This window comes from Anisomitus miae (SeqCode) (assembly GCF_054906395.1).
On sequence record NZ_JBRACL010000005.1, the window covers coordinates 120,289 to 141,792 of the forward strand.

At 28.5% G+C, this 21,504-nt stretch carries 15 protein-coding genes; 7 read left to right on the plus strand and 8 right to left on the minus strand.

The window, feature by feature from the left end; genetic code table 11:
• Nucleotides 1-63: 63 nt before the first annotated feature.
• Entirely contained in the window at nucleotides 64-699 is a 636-nt protein-coding gene (locus tag AALI31_RS02505) for an rRNA methyltransferase (RefSeq protein WP_489884949.1), read from the plus strand.
• A gap of 96 nt (nucleotides 700-795) precedes the next feature.
• Here AALI31_RS02505 and adhE read toward each other — a convergent pair whose 3' ends face one another.
• Nucleotides 796-3,402, minus strand: a complete 2,607-nt coding sequence (adhE, locus tag AALI31_RS02510) for a bifunctional acetaldehyde-CoA/alcohol dehydrogenase (RefSeq protein ID WP_489884950.1) — start codon at nucleotides 3,400-3,402, stop codon at nucleotides 796-798.
• Nucleotides 3,403-3,670: 268 nt separating this feature from the next.
• On the opposite strand from adhE, the gene AALI31_RS02515 reads away from it, so the two are divergent.
• Nucleotides 3,671-11,896, plus strand: a complete 8,226-nt coding sequence (locus AALI31_RS02515) for a glucoamylase family protein (RefSeq protein ID WP_489884951.1) — start codon at nucleotides 3,671-3,673, stop codon at nucleotides 11,894-11,896.
• Nucleotides 11,897-12,222: 326 nt separating this feature from the next.
• Complete coding sequence (gene tyrS, locus AALI31_RS02520; RefSeq protein WP_489884978.1) at nucleotides 12,223-13,443, plus strand: tyrosine--tRNA ligase; 1,221 nt, start codon at nucleotides 12,223-12,225, stop codon at nucleotides 13,441-13,443.
• A 44-nt stretch (nucleotides 13,444-13,487) separates the two neighbouring features.
• On the opposite strand, the gene AALI31_RS02525 is transcribed toward tyrS, so the two are convergent.
• Nucleotides 13,488-13,637 carry a hypothetical protein gene (locus AALI31_RS02525; RefSeq protein WP_489884952.1) on the minus strand — a complete coding sequence of 50 codons (150 nt, stop codon included), beginning with the start codon at nucleotides 13,635-13,637 and terminating at the stop codon, nucleotides 13,488-13,490.
• A gap of 52 nt (nucleotides 13,638-13,689) precedes the next feature.
• Nucleotides 13,690-14,520: a dipicolinate synthase subunit DpsA gene (locus tag AALI31_RS02530; protein ID WP_489884953.1), complete on the minus strand. Its 831-nt coding sequence runs from the start codon at nucleotides 14,518-14,520 to the stop codon at nucleotides 13,690-13,692.
• 106 nt (nucleotides 14,521-14,626) lie between these two features.
• Between AALI31_RS02530 and AALI31_RS02535 the strand changes: the two genes are divergently transcribed.
• On the plus strand, nucleotides 14,627-15,079 hold the full coding sequence (locus tag AALI31_RS02535) for a GNAT family N-acetyltransferase (protein WP_489884954.1): 453 nt from the start codon (nucleotides 14,627-14,629) through the stop codon (nucleotides 15,077-15,079).
• Between the two features lie 57 nt (nucleotides 15,080-15,136).
• On the opposite strand, the gene AALI31_RS02540 is transcribed toward AALI31_RS02535, so the two are convergent.
• The 5 genes from AALI31_RS02540 to AALI31_RS02560 form a co-directional block, all read right to left on the minus strand.
• On the minus strand, nucleotides 15,137-15,301 hold the full coding sequence (locus tag AALI31_RS02540; protein ID WP_489884955.1) for a hypothetical protein: 165 nt from the start codon (nucleotides 15,299-15,301) through the stop codon (nucleotides 15,137-15,139).
• A 64-nt stretch (nucleotides 15,302-15,365) separates the two neighbouring features.
• Nucleotides 15,366-16,955, minus strand: coding sequence for a peptide chain release factor 3 (locus AALI31_RS02545; protein ID WP_489884956.1), 1,590 nt, complete (start codon nucleotides 16,953-16,955; stop codon nucleotides 15,366-15,368).
• Nucleotides 16,956-17,029: 74 nt separating this feature from the next.
• Nucleotides 17,030-17,821 (minus strand): GTP pyrophosphokinase, encoded by a 792-nt coding sequence (locus AALI31_RS02550; RefSeq protein ID WP_489884957.1) that lies wholly within the window; start codon nucleotides 17,819-17,821, stop codon nucleotides 17,030-17,032.
• Between the two features lie 36 nt (nucleotides 17,822-17,857).
• Nucleotides 17,858-18,553 (minus strand): metallophosphoesterase, encoded by a 696-nt coding sequence (locus tag AALI31_RS02555; RefSeq protein ID WP_489884958.1) that lies wholly within the window; start codon nucleotides 18,551-18,553, stop codon nucleotides 17,858-17,860.
• Nucleotides 18,554-18,622: 69 nt separating this feature from the next.
• Nucleotides 18,623-19,693 carry a sensor domain-containing diguanylate cyclase gene (locus tag AALI31_RS02560; RefSeq protein WP_489884959.1) on the minus strand — a complete coding sequence of 357 codons (1,071 nt, stop codon included), beginning with the start codon at nucleotides 19,691-19,693 and terminating at the stop codon, nucleotides 18,623-18,625.
• Between the two features lie 339 nt (nucleotides 19,694-20,032).
• On the opposite strand from AALI31_RS02560, the gene AALI31_RS02565 reads away from it, so the two are divergent.
• The 3 genes from AALI31_RS02565 (at nucleotide 20,033) to AALI31_RS02575 (ending at nucleotide 21,487) form a co-directional block, all read left to right on the plus strand.
• Nucleotides 20,033-20,194, plus strand: a complete 162-nt coding sequence (locus AALI31_RS02565; RefSeq protein WP_489884960.1) for a zinc-ribbon domain-containing protein — start codon at nucleotides 20,033-20,035, stop codon at nucleotides 20,192-20,194.
• A 69-nt stretch (nucleotides 20,195-20,263) separates the two neighbouring features.
• Nucleotides 20,264-21,244, plus strand: coding sequence for a tryptophan--tRNA ligase (gene trpS, locus AALI31_RS02570; RefSeq protein WP_489884961.1), 981 nt, complete (start codon nucleotides 20,264-20,266; stop codon nucleotides 21,242-21,244).
• 81 nt (nucleotides 21,245-21,325) lie between these two features.
• Nucleotides 21,326-21,487, plus strand: a complete 162-nt coding sequence (locus AALI31_RS02575; RefSeq protein WP_489884962.1) for a hypothetical protein — start codon at nucleotides 21,326-21,328, stop codon at nucleotides 21,485-21,487.
• The last annotated feature ends 17 nt before the right edge of the window (nucleotides 21,488-21,504 follow it).

Below are 21,504 nucleotides of genomic sequence, written 5' to 3' on the forward strand. Positions count from 1 at the left end.
AATTGGAAATTTTTATTTAGGAGGATAGTTTTAATAAATTATCCTCTTTTTTTGAGGTGGTTTATGAGGGTACTTAATAGTAGTAAAGAGATAGAAATTAGCGATGAGAATTTTTTATGTAGAATAAGGGGATATAAAAAATTAATAATTGATTTAGGTACTGGTCAGGGTTCATTTGTTTATTTTAATGCAGTCAGTAACAAGCACTGTTTTTATATTGGCTTAGATTCATGCGGTGATTCTATGAAAAAGTATTCTGTAAAGCAGTATAAAAATAAAGTGGCAAATTTAATTTACCTAGTTATGAATGTGCAAAATATAATTTCCATTTTAGAAAATAGGTTCTCGGAAATTTATATCAATCTACCTTGGGGAAGTTTGCTTGAGGGTTTATTTAAAGAAGAGATGGGAGTTATAAGATCAATCTCTAAGCTTGCTGTCACAGGATGTTTAATAAATATTTGTTTTTCGTATGATAGAAAGATTGAAAATAATGAAATAGAAAAAAGAGGTCTGCCTGATATAGATGAAGAATATTTCAATAGAATCTTTAAGCCTATGTATGCAAAATATAAATTGAATATAAATGCTATAGATTATATTGCAAAGGATGAAGTAAGATTTAGGAGTAAATGGATGAATGTCCTGAGTGATTCTAGATATAGGAAATTTTATGTTATAACTGGAACTAAGGGATAAAAATAGAAATTTATAATTGAAACTTTTAATAACTAAGAAAGGGAGCTAAGATTTATTTCTCAGCTCCCTTTTTATATAGATTTTTAAAATTGAACTTTAGTAAATTGATTTGTATATCTCAATTAATTCTTCCACTAATGGATATCTTGGATTTGCACCAGTGCACTGATCATCAAAGGCTTTTAAAGCTAATTCATCTATTTTGCTCATGTATTCATCTCTTGATAAACCACACTCAGAAATACTTAAAGGCATGTTAAGTTCTATCATTAGGTTTTTAATAGCATCAATTAAGCTATTAACTCCTTCTTCAGTGGTTGAGGCTTTTAAGCCGAGATGTTTTGATATATCTGCATATTTTTCATGTGCTATGAATTTCTCGTATTTAGGAAATGATGTGAATTTAGTAGGAATTTGAGAGTTAAATTTAATAACATGAGGAAGTAATATTGCATTTGCACGACCGTGAGGTATGTGGAATTCACCACCGAGTTTATGAGCAAGTGAATGATTTATGCCTAAAAATGCGTTGGTAAAAGCCATACCAGCCATCGTTGAAGCATTGTGCATTTTTTCTCGAGCAATCCTATCATTAGCACCATTCTTAAATGCTCTAGGTAAATATTCAAATACAATTTGTATAGCCTTCATAGCTAGGGCATCGGTATAATCAGATGCAAGCACCGAAACATAAGCCTCTATAGCATGAGTTAATACATCTAATCCTGTATCTGCCATTACAGATTTTGGTAAAGTCATAACATATTGAGGATCTATTATTGCGACATCTGGGATCAATTCATAATCAGCTAGAGGATATTTAGTGTTTTTAACTTTATCTGTTATAACTGAAAATGCCGTAACTTCTGAACCTGTTCCAGAAGTTGTAGGTATTGCTACTAATTTCGCCTTCCTGCCGAGTTTTGGAAATTTATATGTTCTCTTTCTTATATCCATAAACTTTAATTTTATATCATCAAAGTTAGTTTCAGGATACTCGTAAAATAACCACATTCCTTTGGCAGCATCCATAGCAGATCCACCTCCTAGTGCTATTATGCAATCAGGATTAAAATTGTTCATCATTTTAACACCGTTTAGCACTGTTTCAACCGAAGGGTCTGGTTCAACTTCTGAGAATAATTCTATTTGAACTTTATCGATTCTTTTATTTAAATGATTTATTACAATATCGCTATATCCGAGATTTACCATTCCAGCATCTGTAATTATCATAACTCTAGATATATCTGACATTTTTTCGAGATAAGATGTAGATCCCCATTCGAAATATATTTTTTCAGGAATTTTAAACCACTGCATATTAATTTTTCTCCTTGCAACTCGCTTTAAGTTAATTAAGTTCTCACATGTTACATTGGATATTATGGAGTTCTTTCCGTAAGATCCACAACCAAGAGTTAAAGATGCTCTATTTGAATTATATAAATCTCCAATAGCACCATGAGTTGAAGGAGTATTTATAACAATTCTTCCAGCCTTTACGGTTTCAGAAAATTTCTTAATAACTTCTTCATTGTTTGAATGGATAGCTGCTGAGTGTCCAAGTCCTCCAAACTCTACCATTTGTTTAGATTTTTCTATACCTTCTTGTGAATTTTTTACGGTTATATAAGCAAGTACGGGACTTAGTTTTTCTCGAGAAAGAGGATAATTTTCCCCTACTGAATTAATTTTTGCGATTAATATTTTAGTTTTATTAGGAACTGTGAATCCAGCTTGTTCTGCAATCCAATTTGCAGATTTACCGACCACATTTGAATTTAATATACATGAATTCTTTTCAGGTGGGAATAAAAACTTTTCAAGTTTTTTGATTTCTTCATCATTACAGAAATGACAATTAAACTCTTTCATTGTTGATTCAAATTCATCAGAGATTTCTTCATCTACGATTACGGCTTGCTCAGAAGCACAAATCATACCATTATCAAAGGTTTTTGAAAGTATGATATCGTAAGTTGCCCTTTTTATATCGCAAGATTTTTCGATATATGCAGGAACATTTCCAGGTCCAACGCCTAAAGCAGGTTTACCACAGCTATATGCAGACTTAACCATACCAGATCCACCAGTTGCTAAAATTACAGATACACTTTCATGGTTCATTAATGCATTTGTTGCTTCTAAGGAGGGTTCCTCTATCCATTGTATACAGTTTTTAGGTGCACCTGCTTTTACAGCTGCCTCATACACAATTTTTGCGGCCTCAGCACTACACTTTTGGGCTGAGGGGTGAAATGCGAATATAATTGGGTTTCTAGTTTTTATTGATATTATAGCTTTAAACATAGAGGTGGAAGTTGGATTTGTAACAGGTGTAACACCTGCTATTATTCCAACAGGTTCAGCTACATTAAAGTAATCATTTTTAGGGTCATCATTTATGACACCAACAGTTTTTACATGTTTTATATCATTGTGGATATATTCTGTAGCAAATAGATTTTTGATAACTTTATCTTCAAAAATACCACGTCCAGTTTCTTCAACAGCTAATCTAGCGAGTTCTATATTTTGACTAGCACCAGCTATGCACATGCTGGTTACAATTTTATCTATTTGGTATTGATTTAATTCTAAAAGGTTTTTTTCAGCTTCCTTGGCTTTTGATATTAGAGATTCAATAGATGGCATTGTATTTGAGGTTTCCTTTAGTGAAATTTGCTTTTTTTGATTCATGGTAAATAACTCCTCCGTAATATTAAACTTTTAAAGAGTATACTTTGTAGTATTTGTTTAGATAAAAAAATATTATCTTGTATTTGATATTTAAATAACGTAATTTGTTATTTAAATATCAAATACATTGTATTAAATTATATAAAAAATATCAATGTAGAATAAATTAAATATGCATAACAAAAAAAAATTTGGTAACAATAGAATATATTTCAAAAAATTTTTTAAGTTAAAGATTACTTCGACTGGTATAGAAAGGAAGGACATAATGGATTATGATTCGTTAGAATTACTTTGCAAAAACAGTGTTACTCATTTGAAAAAATTTAATTTTGAAAAAAATCTAAAGAGATATATTAGATTGCTATTTAAAAATATTAAAGTTGTAGAAGAGATAAAATTAACAGGATGTAAGGTTAGTTATGCATCTAATTGGATATTAGATAATTTTTTTTCATTAGAGAACACTTTTAGATGTGAAGTAGGCAATGATTTTAAGAAATTTAAATCTATAAAATTTAACAATAGATTCTTACCTAGAGCTTATTTATTTTGTATGTATTTTATAGAAAATCAAAATGGTTTATTTGATAGAACGGAGTTTTTAAATAAGTTAAACGAATACGAGAATAATGTTAAATTAGATTTAAGTGAAATTTGGAGCATTCCTTTTTTTATGAAGTATGTAACTTTAGAGAAAATTTATGAGCTCACCAATAAAATTTTGTATATTGAAAATGAAAAATTTGAAGCACATAATCTTTTTCTCAAGATATCAAAATTAATTGATACGGATAAATTTGAAAACATTTTAGAGAGTTTATCAAAATACTTTGATGATAATTTGTCGCTATATTCTTTGGAGTATTTCATAAATCTTATTGAAGAAAATAGAATAGTTCATGATCCAATAAATAAATTTTTAAAAGGGATATTGGAAAATGAGGAGTTAACACATGATGGTTTGAGAAATTTAAATACTGGTAATTTAAATAAGCTTAGAATAAAAATGAGTACTTATATCCAATGGTTGAGGAGTATTTCATTGTTTGATTGGAAATCTTGTCTAGAAGAGGTTAGTTCAGTTCATAAGGAGTTTTTGAAAGATCCTTCGATGATTTACCCCAAAATGGATTATGATAGTAGAGATTTTTATAGAAGAAGATTTGAAAAAATATGTAAAAGAAATAATTTAAATGAAAGTGTAGAGTGCAGAAAGATTCTAGGCATGTGTGAGAACGGAGTAGATGATTATTCCAGACATATTGGATATTATATCTTAGATGATGGAAGTAAATATTTCAAGGCTAATGATGCATTGAAAGCATTTAAGAAAACGATATATTTTTTATCGCTATTTGCAGGGGGTACTGCACTTTTATACCTTTCCATTTGTTATTTTGATTTTGTTATAAGCAATGTTTATATGAATATTTTGATTTTTGGTATATTTTTGATTTTGTCTTTTGATATTTCAGCTAACTTAGTGAATTATTTCTTTTCAAAGAATATAAATTTTAAATTTATACCAAGGATGGATTACTCTGATAAGATACCCGATGAAGCTAAAACCGTTGTTGTAATATCTTCTATTTTGAGTAGTAAAGAGGATATAGATAGGTTATTTAAGAGACTTGAGATGTCGTATGTTTGCAATAAGAAAGGTAATTTATATTTTTCGCTTATTCTGGATTATGTTGATACCATTTCTTATGAGGGTTCTGAGGATAAAATACTTTTGAATTATGCTAAGAGTTTATTGAATGATCTCAATGAGAAGTATATGGATTCAGCTATGGAAGTAAAGTTTTATTTATTTGTAAGGGATAAGGTTTATAGTGAAAGTAATAATGTATACATGGGATGGGAACGTAAACGTGGAAAGATAATGGAATTCATAAGATTTTTAAAAGGTGAGGAAACTAATTTTAAATATAATATTGAAGATTATGATCTGTTAAAGAATACAAGATACATAATAGTAATTGATCTGGATAACAAATTAGTAAAGGATTCTGCCATTAAGTTAATAGGCACTATACACCATGTTTTAAACAGAGCAGTCGTTAAAAAATATAAAAATAGGAATAGAATCGTAAGGGGTTATGGCATAGTACAGCCTGGAGTTAAGATTAATTTCAAAAGTTCGATTAATACATTTTATTCAAAAGTATTTGGTGGAAGGTCAGATATTTCGTTTTACAACAATATAGTTTCAAACGTTTATTGGGATATTTTTGATGATAGTATATTTATTGGTAAAGGAATTATTGATATAGATGTGTTTGATAAGATCCTTAGAAATTCTGTTCCTGAGGATAAAATATTAGGATATGATTTAATAGAAGGATGTTTTACAAAGGTTCTATTTGCATCTGATATTGAGATTGAGGAAAACTTTCCTTCGAGTGTATTGCTCAGCTTTTCAAGATTACATAGGGGAGTTAGAAGTGATTGGCAACTTATGTACTATTTGTTTAGATCGAGAGGGTTAGGGACATTTTCAAAATACAAGATCATAGATAATCTAAGGAAGAGTTTAGTTCCTATATGTTATTTAATTTCCTTTTTATTTCCTGTTGCAATGAGTATAAGGCAAAGGAATATTTACTACGGATTTATGTTAATGAGTTTGATTTTACCAGCCATTTTGAATGTTTCTTCTCTTAGTGTCGTTCAGATATTTAAACGCGATGTACGCTATACTATTAATATGTTTGCAAATAAGATGATCCAAATTTATATAATGTTCTCGTTTCTACCGTATCAAGGATATGTGTGTATTCATGCTATAGTTAAGGTTTTGTTTAGGATGATTGTTACCAAGAAAAAGCTCTTAGAGTGGAAGTCATTTTATGAAGTTAATCAAGGAGATAATAATTCTCTATTGGTATATTTAGGAAGGATGTTTCCGTGTTTAATTTTCGGATTATTTGGAATTGGATTGGGAAGTTATTTTAAAATTTACTCTATGGTTTTGATTTCTTCTACATTTTTGGTGGGACCTATAATAGCATATTTTATATCTAAGAGGCTTGTATTTAGACACACAAATTTAAGACATGGAGATAATATTTTCTTAAGAGCTATATCTAGAAGTATATTTGCTTATTTTGAAGATTTTGTAAATGAGAGTACAAATTATTTAGTATGTGATAATTACCAAGATTATCCATATGCTGGTATAGCTAAGAAAACTTCTCCAACTGGTATTGGAATGAGTTTGAGTGCATTTATTTTAGGAAGGGATTTTGGATTTATAAGTATTTTTGACATGGTTCATATACTAAAAAAAATATTATGTTCCATAGATGCACTACCAGTTTACAGAGGTCATTTATACAATTTGTATGATATAGAGAAGGCCATCCCCTCAGGTCGAAGATTTATATCAACAGTAGATAGTGGTAATTTACTTTCTAGCTATTACTTATCTAAAAAATCTTTAGAGGATTTGCTTAATACTCCTATCATACATAAAGATTTGGTGAAATCATTTGAAGAAATGGCATATTTATCAAACAATTTGAATGCAGATCATCTGTATAAAGATGTAATTGGGTATGGATATAATTGTGATAAATACCAAGATTATATAAGATTTTTAGAGATGGTGATAGAGGTTTCAAATAATAATATCCTTGAAATAAGTGGAAAGAATATAGATGTTTACTGGCATATAAAAATAAATGAAAGTGCGAATAGTTTCCTCAACGAGATTTTGGATATAACATGTAAGGTGCACGAGTTACCTAATTTTAAAATCGATGCACTTGGTGAAATATTGATTAATACAAATATAATTTCTCTTGAAGGTGTAATAATAGATTTTATTGAGAGTTATAATAATTCATCTGTAAAGGATGAAAATATATGTTTAAAAGCATCTAAGATTTTAGATAATATAGTCAAACTTGTTAAAGATATTAAATTTTTGATAGAAAGTATTAGTTTAAAGATAGATAGTATGGATTTTAGTTTTTTATACAATGAAAATAAGGGGTTATTATCAATAGGATATGATTGTGAAAATGATATAATAGATAGTAACTGTTACGACTTATTGGCGTCAGAGTCAAGAATTGCAAGTTTTTTGTCTATAGCTAAAGGTGATATTCCTGTTACTCATTGGTTTAATCTTGGAAGGGTGGGTGTGAGCATAAAAGGAACTAAGACGCTTTTATCGAGGGAAGGGTCTATGTCTGAATATCTTATGCCTATGCTTTATATGAAGTCATACCACGACACGTTACTTTACGAGACTTATAAGGGATGTTTTAATTCTCAATTAAAGTTTTGTAATATTAATAAAGTTCCCTTTGGAATTTCTGATTCTTGTCTTTATGAATTTGATAATGATTTAAATTATAAATATAGATATTTTGGAGTGCCATATGTTTCCATTAAGAAGGATTGTAGTAGTTTAGTTGTGAGCTCTTATTCAAGTATGATGGGATTTATGGTAGATTTTGAAAGTAGTATTAGGAATTTAAGGTATTTGGAGGAGATGGGAGGTGTAGGTAGATATGGATTTTATGAAGCTATTGATTTTACACGATACAAGGAAAATAAAGATGAGGATTACATAATAGTGAAAAATTACATGACCAATCATCAAGGCATAAGCTTTATGGCTTTGGCAAATACCATTATGGATAATATATGTCAAAATAGGTTCGGAGACATAATTGAGGTTGAAAGTATAGATGAGCTTCTAAATGAAAGTATAGATAATTTAAGTATAAGAGATACCATATATAACGAATTTAATATAAGTTCTCCTGTGTCAAATGATGAATTCATACCAAGAGTTATTAAATATAGAAATGATAAATTAAGTGATATGCAAATTTACTCAAACGGTGAATGTTTATTGGGAATAAGTGCTAGTGGAGGTGGATTTTTAAAATTCGGTGAAAGATATATATCAGAAGTAAGTGATGATTTTACAAATGAGAGGTCTTATGGATATATATACATAAAAGATTTAGTAAGCAAAAAAGTTTTTAGTAATACATATTTGCCATGTAAAAATGACAGTATAGAGTATATTTGTGAGTTTAATATAGATAGAGCAAAGTTTATAGCTAATTGTGATGATATAAGAGTCACAAGTGAGATCATGATATCGAGTGACGACAATGTAGAAGTAAGAAAAATTTTGATAAAAAACTTAATTTCTAAGTCTAAAAGTATAAATGTACGCAGTTATTTTGAGAGTGAGAGTGTAAATAGAGATTTTGAATTCAGTCCTAATGACTTAATTGGAATATGTAGGAATACTAGTAAAGATATCTTCATGGGACATAGTATATTTTACAGTGACCATAACGTCAGAGAGGTAAGCTTTGAGAACGTTAAAGAAAAACTCATAGGTATAAATAAAGAATTGGATGATCCCATTTTCTTACATGAGGGTTTTGTATATAAAAATAGTAAATCTACATTAGAAAATATTTTCAGCATAGGTTGCAATGTAGATATAGAACCACATGGTCACACGAGTTTGTATTTTATAAATTCCTTGGGATATACAAGAGATGATGTAATATCTTTGATTAATAAATATAAAAATTTAGAGTTGTTGTTTAATATACATGAAAATAATTCTTATAATTTTAAATCTATGATTAACTCTTTGGGGATATCATCTTCGGAGGTATTATTTTTTAATTATATTACATCTAAGGTTTTATATGGCGATCACAATAACGAATTTGAATTAACGTCAGATATTAGTGTTAATGATTTAATATCTCATAATATAGATCCAAAGATACCTATTATAGCTATTGAGGTAGCTACAAATTCCGATTTGGATAATTTGGAAGTATTGATAAAATTATTCTTGTATTTTTTCAATATGGGATTTAATGGATTTAATTTAATTATTTTAAATGGATACCTAAGGTATGATAAACATTTTGATAGAAAAATTGAAAGTTTGATATTAAAGTATGGTCTTAAAGACAAAATCAATATTAATAATGGAATTTACATAATTTTATCAAATCTTTATAAAAATACTCATGGGATAGTAAAAAGTATAGCGAATGTATTTATAAAATCTTCATTTGGGAGTGTTTACGAACAGATGGGATTTTCATTAAGATATCTTAATGAATCTAAGGCTGAAATAAATTTAGAGAATTGGATATTGGAATTTTCGAAGCCATTAGATAATGTTATAACAAATATAAATCTTAATAATTACTTGTATGAAATGTCAAATGAAATTTTTGATTTTAATGATATTTGTAGATATCCTATACCTAAAAAGGATCTTAAATTTTATAATTCGTACGGAGGGTTTTCAAAAGATTACTCGGAGTATGTAGTCAGGATTAATGACTTTAATATTATTCCATACTCTTATAAAAATATATTAGGTAATGGTCATATATTTACTTGTGTACTATTGAATGGTTTTATGAGTACATGGGCTTTTGAATGTGGAGAGTTTTCGATCACTCCGAGATTTAATAGTGATACAAGTGAATATTTTGGAGAGTGTGTTTATTTGAAAGAAGATGATTGCGTCTGGTCTCCTACACTTAACCCAGTTAATAATGGAGAGGATTATATAGTTTCTACTTCTTGTTTTTCTACTAAAGTAAAGAATAGTTTTAATAAAATAGAAACAGATTTTGAATGTTTTGTACCAGAAGATAAAAAATATAAGGTAGTAAAAATAAAATTTAAAAATTTATCAAATTTAACTAAAAATATAAATGTTTGTTATTTCGCACCGATTTTGTTAAGTTCAATGGGTGATTATTCTAAAAAATTAAAAACAAGTATAAATAATGATTTTGGGTACATATACGGAGAAAATATTTTTTCAAAAAAGTTTAAAAATATAAAATCTTACTTAAAGTTATTTGGATGTGAGGATGTATCTTTCACAGGCAGTAAAAGAGAGTTTTTAGGAATAAATAAAGGTTATTGCGATCCTGTTGGTATGCATAAGAGTAATCTTAGTAATTTAACTGGTGTAAACATTGAATCCTGTTTGTGTGTTTCCGGAAAGGTAGTTCTAGATAAAGATAGTACAAAGGAGATTTATATAGTTCTTGGATATGATAGTAGTTTGGAAAGTATAAATTCTGAGATTAAACGATTCTCTAAAAAGTATTTCTCTGAAATGTATATTGATAACAATCAAGATCGTTTAAATAAATATAATACAATCCAGATAAAGACTAGGGATACGTATTTAGATATTTTTATGAATGGATGGATATTACATCAGAATCGTAATGAAAAGTTTTTGTTCAGTAATTCTAAAGTAGGAGAGCTTCATTCTTGCGTTGATATAATGGAGAAATGTTTAGTTTATAATTATACAAATCCATTAGAGAGTAAAAAGAATATTATAAAAGTATTTTCAAATATGTATTTAGATGGGAAATTTAAAGATACATGGAGTAATTTAATAAAAATATATACGATAAATGATTCCTTATATGATGGATTATGGATTTTATTTATATTTTTAGATTATATAAAAGTTACTGGAGATAAGGATATTTTTAATATTGAAATTAAGATTATGAGTGATAATGATTCGGAGATTAGATTTTCTACAATATTTGAGAAGTGTTTATGTGTACTGAAAAGAGGAATAAATTTTGATAATATTGGTAATCCTAAGTTATCTAAAGATGTCAATCAAATAGGTACAATATTTATATTTTATAGAGTTATTAGTGATTTTTTAAGTATTTTTGATGAATTTGGCGATAGTAAGAGCAAGGATATTTTTATAAAAGTAAGAGAGGATATTCTAAATGTAGTACCTAAGTATTTCAATGGAGAATTTTATGTATGTAATTTGGATTCTAAGAGTAGTTCAGATATAATTTTAATAAATCAAGCACTTTACATAATTTGTATGGATGATTTGGTACACAAAGAAAAGATTATAAATTCTGTTGAAAAATATTTGGTTGATAACGAGTATGGATTTGTAAGGGAATTTTCTAAAAATAATATGATAGATAGAAGTGAATATTGTTTTCAAGATAATAAATCTCTAATTTTATTTATCATGGCATTAGCTAAGCTTAAAATGAATACTAGAGCATATTCGTATTTAGAGTTTTTGAATCCAATATTAAGAACTGTGGATAGAAATTGTGCTAACGTTTATAGGAGAGAGCCGTATTTAGTAGCTTCTCATATTGAGTTTAAGGAAAATAGGTTGATTAAAACATTCAATAAAGATTTCAATTATGTATCTTCTGTATTATATAGGGTTGTTATGCAATATATTTTAGGATTTAATTTACATAATGATGGATTTTATATTGATCCATGTGTGATAAGTGATTTCGGTAGTTATACTTTTACGTATATGCGAGAAAGTTCAGAATATAGGATAATAGTCAGGAAAGGAGAGAATACAGGAATAAAAGTTAATGGTACTAGACATGTTAAAAATTTTATTAAATTTGGGAATAATGATAAATTTATTATTGATATAACTACATAATAGGTATTTTTAATACTTTTCCACAAAATTTATGTGGAAAAGTATTAATTTATGTGGAAAAATATAATATATAGTAAAAAATATCTATGTATTTTAATGTATATAATTTTATTATATTAAAATAAAAGTCTTAATATTTACCATAAAATTTATACTAAATAAGAAAATATATAGAAAAAAATATAGAAATTTAGAAAAATATTATAGTTATTAACAATTGTATGTTGATAATGTTAATAACTTTACATATATAAATTGAAACGAAATTATATTTTATAAGGAGGTTTGCTTATGTTATAATTTATAAAAAAATTATGATGGGGGCACTGATGAATTTATTTGAAGAATTAAAAAATCGTGGTTTTATTAAGCAAATGACTCACGAAAATGAGATTAGAAAGATTCTTGATAAAGAAAAGGTAAATTTCTACATAGGGTATGATCCAACAGCGGATAGTTTGACAGTTGGACATTTCGTAACATTGATGCTTATGTCACATATGCAAAAGAATGGTCATAAACCTATTGTCTTAATAGGCGGTGGGACAGTAATGGTAGGTGATCCTACCGGTAAAACGGATATGAGAAAAATGTTACATAAATCAGATATATATAGAAATATAGTTAATATTAAGAGACAAATAGAGAAATTTATAGATTTCTCAAACAATAAAGCAATTATACTTAATAATTCCCAGTGGCTTTCAAATTTAAATTACATTGAATTTATTAGAGATATAGGCGTGAATTTCTCTGTAAATAATATGTTAAGGGCAGAGTGTTTTAAACAAAGATTAGAAAAAGGACTTAGCTTTCTTGAATTTAATTACATGATAATGCAGTCATATGATTTTTTAGTATTAAACAAGGAGTATGGATGTGTTCTACAACTTGGTGGTGATGATCAGTGGTCTAATATGATTGCAGGTATGGATTTGGTAAGAAGAAATTGTGGAAAACAAGTTTATGCTATGACATGTAATCTCCTATTGACAAGTGATGGTAAAAAAATGGGTAAAACAGAAAATGGAGCTATTTGGTTAGATGAAAATAAAACTCCAGTATATGATTTTTACCAATATTGGAGAAATATAAACGATGATGATGTAGAAAATGCTTTAAAGATGCTTACATTCATTCCTGTTGAAGATATAGATAAACTATGTATGGTACGTGGAGAGGAGATAAATAAAGCAAAAGAAATATTAGCTTTTGAAGTTACTAAAATTATACATGGAGAGGATAATGCTGTTAAATGTATGGAAGCCTCGAAAGCATTATTTTCTACTGGTGGTAGTATAGATGGAGCTCCTAATTATTATGTTTTAGAATGTGAAATTGGGAGATCTCTTGTAGATGTGTTGGTTATGAAGAATATATTACCTTCAAAATCTGAGGGCAGAAGACTTATTTCTCAAGGAGGGGTGTCTTTAAACGATATTAAGATAGAAGATGTCAATTTTACCTTAACATTAGAATGTTTCAAATATAGAAGGGCAATTTTAAAAAAGGGAAAGAAAAATTTTTACATTTTGAATATTGTTTGAGTAATTTCTCAGAGGACTTATTTTAATCAATCCTCTGAGTTATTTTATATTAAAAAATTCTCGTCGATAGAATTGGCAAAATCATTTATACTGTTTTCATATTCTCTATAGGAGTGTGAATTATCAAATTCGTTATGGTTATTCTCAACTAAACTGAAAATATTATCTATATCCCATAGATCTCTTGGATCCATAATAATCACTTCCTTCAGTATTAGTTTGAGAATTTTATATATAAAGTATTCATTATTGTAAAAAATTTTTTAAAAAATCCATTATTGCATTTGCTGAACTTAGACTAGATACTTTTGCTGGTATACCCAAGTAATGTATAGTCTGTATATTTTTAGAATTTGCATATTCAAAATCAACCCCACCAGGCATAGATGCTAAATCTAGAATTAGAGTAGAGCTGTTTATTGAATCTAAAACCTCTCTATCTATTATTAGACTAGGAATAGTGTTAATTATAATATCAAAGTTTTTAGCATCATACTTGAAATCACTTAGCATTTTTGATTTTATATTATCAATTCTTGTATATGCAAAGTTTATAGATGGATTATTGTATACTAATAATTTCTCACATAATGGATCCATCCTTCTTGATAGGGCTTTTGAAACTCGACCGTATCCAAGTATACATACTTTTGATTCAAATAAGCTACGTTTACTTTGGTTTATTAATTTTTCTATACTTCCTTCTGCTGTTATTATTGCATTTACCAATGTAAATTTTTCATCTTCCAATATGTCTATAAAGTTTATGGCTTCCTTTCTTAGAGATTCCTTAGACACATTGTCGAATCCACCGAATATTTTTCCATTAAATCGTTTTAGTAAAGGTATTAATTTTCTATAGGGAATTTTTTCATTGATAAATGGTGCATTCAAAAAACCGTTTCTAACAAATGGAATTGGTAAAATCACTATGTCAAAATTATAAATTCTTTCTTGTAGATCTTCTATTTTATCTTGAAAATCTAAAAATATATTCTCACAAGTGAACCCATTTTTATGAAGGATATCTTTTAGGGAGAGGAATCGCTCATCTCCACCAACTAGTAGTATTTTCATTACATTCTCCAATAAAATTATTTTTGTAATATATTTTTATATAAATTTATGATATTATCTTATTTGGTTTTTGGCATTTTTTATAATTTTAAATTCGAGGTTACATATGGAATTGGTAGTTAAAAGGTTTGATCAACTTACGGTTGAAGAATTATATGAAATTATTAAACTGCGAGTTGAAGTTTTTATGATTGAACAAAAATGTTTTTATAAAGATTTGGATTATTTGGATTATGGATGTTACCATAGTTTTATAGAGGAGAATGGGAAGATATTGTGCTATTTGAGGATACTAGATAGGGGAATGAGCTTTGATGAAATATCATTTGGTAGAGTTGTTTCAAATAAGCTTTATAGAGGAAGAGGGCTTTGTAAAAAATTATTACAGAATAGTATAAAATTTGTGGAGGAGACATTGAATGAAAAAATAATTAAATTGAGAGCACAGGTTTATGTTTTAAACCTTTATAGAAGTTTGGGATTTGTTGAGTTCGGAGATCAGTATTTAGATATTGGAATACCACATATAAATATGATTTATGAATCTTCCACCAATTAGAGATAGTTTTATAAGGAAAAAAGTACCATATCTTTTGAAGTATGGTACTTTTAAAATTTAGTATTCACTAGTATAATCGAATTCGCTCGTAGCAATATTATTTACAACGATTGGATTTGTTTTTGGACTTGGTATATTGGTATGGTTTAATCTATTAAATTTTCTAATTGAACTTGCTGTTTTATTAGAGATACGAATCTTAGGACCGTAAAACTTTTTCATGAAACACAACTCCTTTTAAAAAACAAAATCAAACCATTGTTTATTGTTAACAGAAAATATTTTCTTATACTTTTCCAATATCAGATAATATAATCGAAGGATTCTTATCAATTGCCCATTGAATTCCCCAAGTGTTTTGAAATATTAAAATATTTCTATTCTTTAAATCTATTGCCTTTTTTGTATCGCTAGTAAGGTTTAAATTTTCAATACTAATATCGCATTTTTCAATCCATCTAATTAAGTTATAAGGGAGCTTGGTTATTTTAATTTCTGTGTTATATTCGTTTCTCAATCTGTATTCGAGAACTTCGAATTGAAGATTACCTATAACTCCAACTATAACCTCTTCCATTCCAAAATTAAATTCCCTAAATATTTGAATGGAACCCTCCTGAGCTATCTGGGTAATACCTTTTATAAATTGTTTTCTCTTCATAGAGTTTGTGGGTTTAACATTTGCAAATAATTCAGGAGCGAAAGATGGCATGCCGTCAAATTTAAAATCCTTAGTTGAGTTTGTCAAAGTATCGCCAATCGAAAATATACCAGGGTCAAACACTCCTACTATGTCTCCAGCGTAGGCTTCATCTATAAATGCTTTATCTTGTGCAAAGAATTGTTGGGGTTGGGAGAGCTTAATTTTGTTATTATTTTGAATATGAGTTACCTCCATACCCTTTTCAAATTTTCCGGAACATACTCGCATAAAGGCAATCCTATCCCTATGTTTTGGGTTCATGTTAGCTTGTATTTTGAAAACAAATGCTGAAAAAAAGTCTTCATAAGGGGAGATATCTCCAATAGTCGATTCCCTTTTAAGAGGTTCTGAAGAATATTTTAAGAAATTTTTTAAAAAGATTTCAACACCAAAATTAGTTATAGCGGAACCAAAAAAAACAGGGGTTAATTCACCATTTAGAATTTTTTCGTGATCGAAAGGATTTTCTGTAAGATTCAGAAGTTCAATTTCATCGGCTAGGTTACTATGAGCAACTTCTCCGAGTATACCTTTTATATTTTCATCATTATATAGATTACCATCACATTTCAGTATGTTTTGTCCATGATTTTGAGATTGAAATGTATAAATTTTGTTTTCATTTCTTTGGTAAATGCCTTTGAAATCTTGTCCACAACCAATAGGCCAATTCATTGGATGACATTTTATGCTAAGTTCTTTTTCAACTTCCTCTATTAAATCAAACGGATCTTTGATTTCTCGATCAATCTTGTTTATGAAAGTAAAAATTGGGATATTTCTGAGAGCACAAACCTGAAATAGTTTTCTTGTTTGCAACTCTATTCCTTTAGAACCATCGATTACCATTATAGCCGAGTCAGCTGCAATTAAAGTTCTATATGTATCTTCTGAAAAATCTTCGTGACCAGGGGTATCTAAAATGTTTACACAAAACCCATCGTACCGAAACTGTAAAACTGAACTTGTTATAGATATACCACGTTGCTTTTCTATATCCATCCAGTCAGATGTGGCATATTTGGAAGCTTTCCGTGATTTAACTGATCCTGCTAACCTTATAGCACCGCCGTATAGTAGGAGTTTTTCAGTTAAGGTTGTTTTACCTGCATCTGGATGGGATATTATGGCAAATGTTCTCCTTTTGTTTATCTCATTAAAAAAACTATCCATAGACACACGTCCTTATAAAATCTTTGTAAAAGTTCTAGAGTTTCAAATATTTAAATTTATTAGTAAAGTTTAGTTTATTTTTTGTATTTATCAATATCTCTTTGAATTGATAATAGAAGATAATTGAGTTGATTTATGTCCCCAATCTCTATGAGAGTAGTTAACTGGAGTTGGTAATTACTGGATTCTTTAACTCCACCTAAAGATATCAAACTAGTGAGGCTCTCATTTATATTTGAAACAATATGCGACTTAACTCCAAACAATCTTTGAGCATCCTTTATTTCATCTTTTATTTGCATCATTAATTCATCTAATTGATATGCAGCGTCTGCTGCTTCCTTAAGTTTACTTTTTAAATTTGAGGGAATTAACTGTTTGTACTTATAATTTAAGGAATGTTCCGCAGTTGCCCAAAAGTTCATGCCCAAAGTTCTAATTTGTATTTCTGCAATGATTTCTTTATATCCTATAGATAAGTTCACAGGATATTTAATTATAATGTGGTAGCTTCTATATCCGCTATCTTTCACATTTGTTATGTAATCTTTTTCATATATTATGGACAAATCTTTTCGATTTCTGATTATGTCAGCCACCCTTTTAATATCATCAACAAACTGGCACATTATTCTTATACCTGCAATGTCCTCGAGCTCATTTTCTATATTGTCTATGGACACATTAAATTTTTTTATCTTCTCAAGTATGCTTGATACTTCCTTTACTCTTCCAGTTACGAACTCCACAGGCGAGTACTCATTTCTAGACTTAAATTCTTTTCGAATACTTTTAAATTTTATCTTTAATTCATCTACTGCTTGTTGATATGGCATTAAAAAGGTTTTCCATTGTTTTATGGCCATAATTATATCACCTATTATTTATCAAAAAATAAATACCTACATTATTTTTAATGGCTTAAAGTTGAGATAATCACATGATGTTAAGTAGTATTCGGCATTATTTAAACGCCTATTATAGAAACCTTCAAAATTACTATGAATGTGACCGTATAAAACCTTTTCGATATTATATTTCTCTATTAAATCTAAAAATATATTTTTGTTTTTGCACTTATCATTTATTGTAAATGGAGGGTAATGAAACATATAGATGAATTTTTTAAACCCATCTTTGATTGCAGAATTTAAAGACAACTCCATTCGAACTCTTTCCCTATTTAAAATCTTTAAGTGGTGATATTTATCTTGATTTTCATAAAGATCCAGATTGATACCTCTACTCCCACATATTGCGTAATCTTTAAAAGGGACATAGCTATTTTGAATGAACTTAGTGTTCTTGTATATGGAATTCAATTTATTTATTCCACTCCACCAAAAGTCATGGTTTCCCCTTATAAGTATCTTCGTTCCTGGGAGTGAATCGAGCCAATCTAAATCTGCCTTAGCCTCATTTAAATTCATAGCCCATGAAAAATCGCCGCAATGCAGTATAATATCATCTTCGTATATTGAATCAATCCAATTCTTTTTGACTTTATCAAAGTGATTGTTCCATTTATCTCCAAAAATATTCATTAGCTTTTTGGAACTAAAGGACAAGTGTAAATCTGATATTGCAAATAAGTTCAAATTGATCACTCCTTAAAACTCGTTTGCAAGTTATATTATACATACAAAAGCAAGCACCATCAATAATATTTAAGGAGTAAATTCTACTTTGTTTTTGCCTTGATCTTTTGCTTTATATAGCATGTTATCTGCGTGATTTAGGAGTTGATCTAAGGTTTTTCCATCGTATGGATATATAGCTATTCCAAAACTCATAGTAACGCTGGATTTAGATCCGTTTAGTTCTATGGTATTAGTTTCGATTGTTTTTCTAATTTTTTCAATTTTTATCAACAGATCTTTTGGATTCTCAAAAGAATTTATATACATTATAAATTCTTCTCCACCATATCTCGCAAGCATATCTCTATCGCTTACAAATTCTTTTATGACATTAGTGGTTTGGATTAGAGCAGAATCTCCAAATAGATGACCGTGAGAATCATTTATAGATTTAAAATTATCGACATCCATCATTACTATTGCGAAGGTCTTATCTCCCTTAATTTTTAAAATAGAATTTAGTCTTTGCATAAATTCAACTCGAGTTAAAATATTTAATATTGGATCATTTTTAGATTTATGGTCGAGTTGTTTGTAGAGATTGTAATTTTCATATGTTACAGCTAATAAGTCTGCGAGAGCTCCTAAGAAATGCACTTTATGATGATCAAAAAAGTTTTCATAAGGGTGTTCAAGGATCATATAACCTACAAACTTCTTTTCACAAAATATGGGGTAACCGATTAGAGATTTTGAGTCTGGCTCTTTTATTGAATCGATATTTAATTCATTTTTACATGAGATCAGAAAAGTCTCTTCTCCGAAGAATTTATACATGAAGTTGAAATTTTTATAATTTTTGCTATTAACATTTGAAATATTTAAGTAAGTATCTTGACTTTCTTTTACAATTATTGTTGAGTATTTAACACCAAATATAGCAATGGCAACGTCATTTATTATGTTGAAAATGTTGTCATTACCGATACCCATGTTTAGGTATTTATTTATATCAAGCAGATTACTTGTTATCGACAGCTTATATTGAAGTGAATCGTTTAGTTGTTTTAGTCTGAGGATTTCTTCTTCAGTTAATTTTTTATATATTTCAATCTCATTATCCAATTTAGAACTGTTGTTCTCCTTCAATGATTGCAACTTATACACCTTCCTCTACTAAGTCTTATAGAGGTTATTATTATCTGAAACTAGAAAATTTATTAACAATCATCCAGGGATAACAAAGAAAAATGAATTTAAGGATTTTGTTAAAGTTCATTTTTATTATTTTTATAACAATAGTTTAACTCATAAAAATAATAAATTTTTGTGTTGATTTATATTGAATTGTTTATAAATTAAGTATATAATTACAAGTGTAATTTAATATAGGAAATATGTTTGTTTTAAAGGCCACTGCTTCTTCCGTTCGTAAGTATTTGACAAGGGAAGATAATGTCCTTCAAATAGTTCCTATGAACGTGAGGAGTGTTTAGTATGGATGACAAGAATATTACTTGTAAAGACTGTGGAAAGGATTTTGTTTTCACTGTTGGAGAACAGGAATTCTTTAAAGAAAAAGGTTTTGAAAATGATCCTGTGAGATGTCCTGATTGTAGACGTGCTAGAAAAAATCAAAAAAGAGAAGTAAGAAGATAATTAAAAAGAGACCTTAGGCTTTTAAGGTCTCTTTTTAATGTTAATGAAAAGAGGTTGGTGAATAGTAATATGAAAACGATATTTAGTGGCGTTCAACCATCTGGAGATTTAACTATAGGCAATTATTTTGGAGCGATAAAGAGTTGGCTAGATTTACAAGATAAATATAAGTGTTTTTTTTGTATAGTGGATTTACATGCTATAACAACCAGACAAGATCCAATTAAGCTTAATGAAAAAATTTTAGAGGTACTAGCTATATATATGGCATGTGGAATTAATCCACATAAGAATACTTTATTTATACAATCTCATGTGCCATATCATTCTGAACTATGTTGGATTTTAAATTGTTTTACATATATGGGAGAATTATCTCGGATGACTCAGTACAAGGAAAAATCTTTAAATGTAGGAGAGTCAATACCTGTTGGACTTTTTACATATCCTATTTTGATGGCTTCTGATATATTATTATATGATACAGACATTGTTCCGGTTGGTTCAGATCAGAAACAGCATTTGGAGCTTGCCAAGAGCATTGCTGAGAGATTTAATTTTCTATATGGGGAGACATTTAAAATTCCATCTTCGCATATAGGTGGTGTTTCATCTAGAATAATGAGTTTACAAAACCCATTGAAGAAGATGTCCAAATCAGATGAAAATGAAAGTGCGTACATAAGAATAATGGATGGTGAAGATCTAATTAAGAAGAAGATCTCAAGAAGTGTTACTGATTCTGTTGGATCTATATTGTATACAGATGATCAACCTGGTATAAAAAACTTGATAAATATATTGATGTCTATAACTGGAGAAACTTTTGAATCTGTTGAAAATAGATTTTTAGGTAAAGGTTATGGGAGTTTAAAGAAAGAAGTAATGGATAGGCTTATAGATATGCTAGTACCTATTCAGAAAAACGTATTATACTATTTGAAAAATAAGGATTATTTGGGAAAAATATATATGGAAGGAGCTACTAAAGCTAAGGAAGTTTCTTATGAAACTTTAAACAGAGTTAAGAGAAATATAGGATTTATATAAATTTATAGCAGCTATTACAATATTTACAAGGTTTAATCATTGCCTAGTAGACTTAGACTATATAACAAATGAGGTGATATTTTGTTAAAGGTCTTGGCATTGATTTTAGATTTTTTAATTGTAATTATATCTATGTTTTTGGTAATAAATTCCGGAGAATGTTTAATTATTGCTCTTAACGTTGTAGGGGGAGTGTTGTTTATATCGAGGTACGTAAAATTAAACCTAGATTCAAAAGGTTAATTGTTGTAAAAAAATAG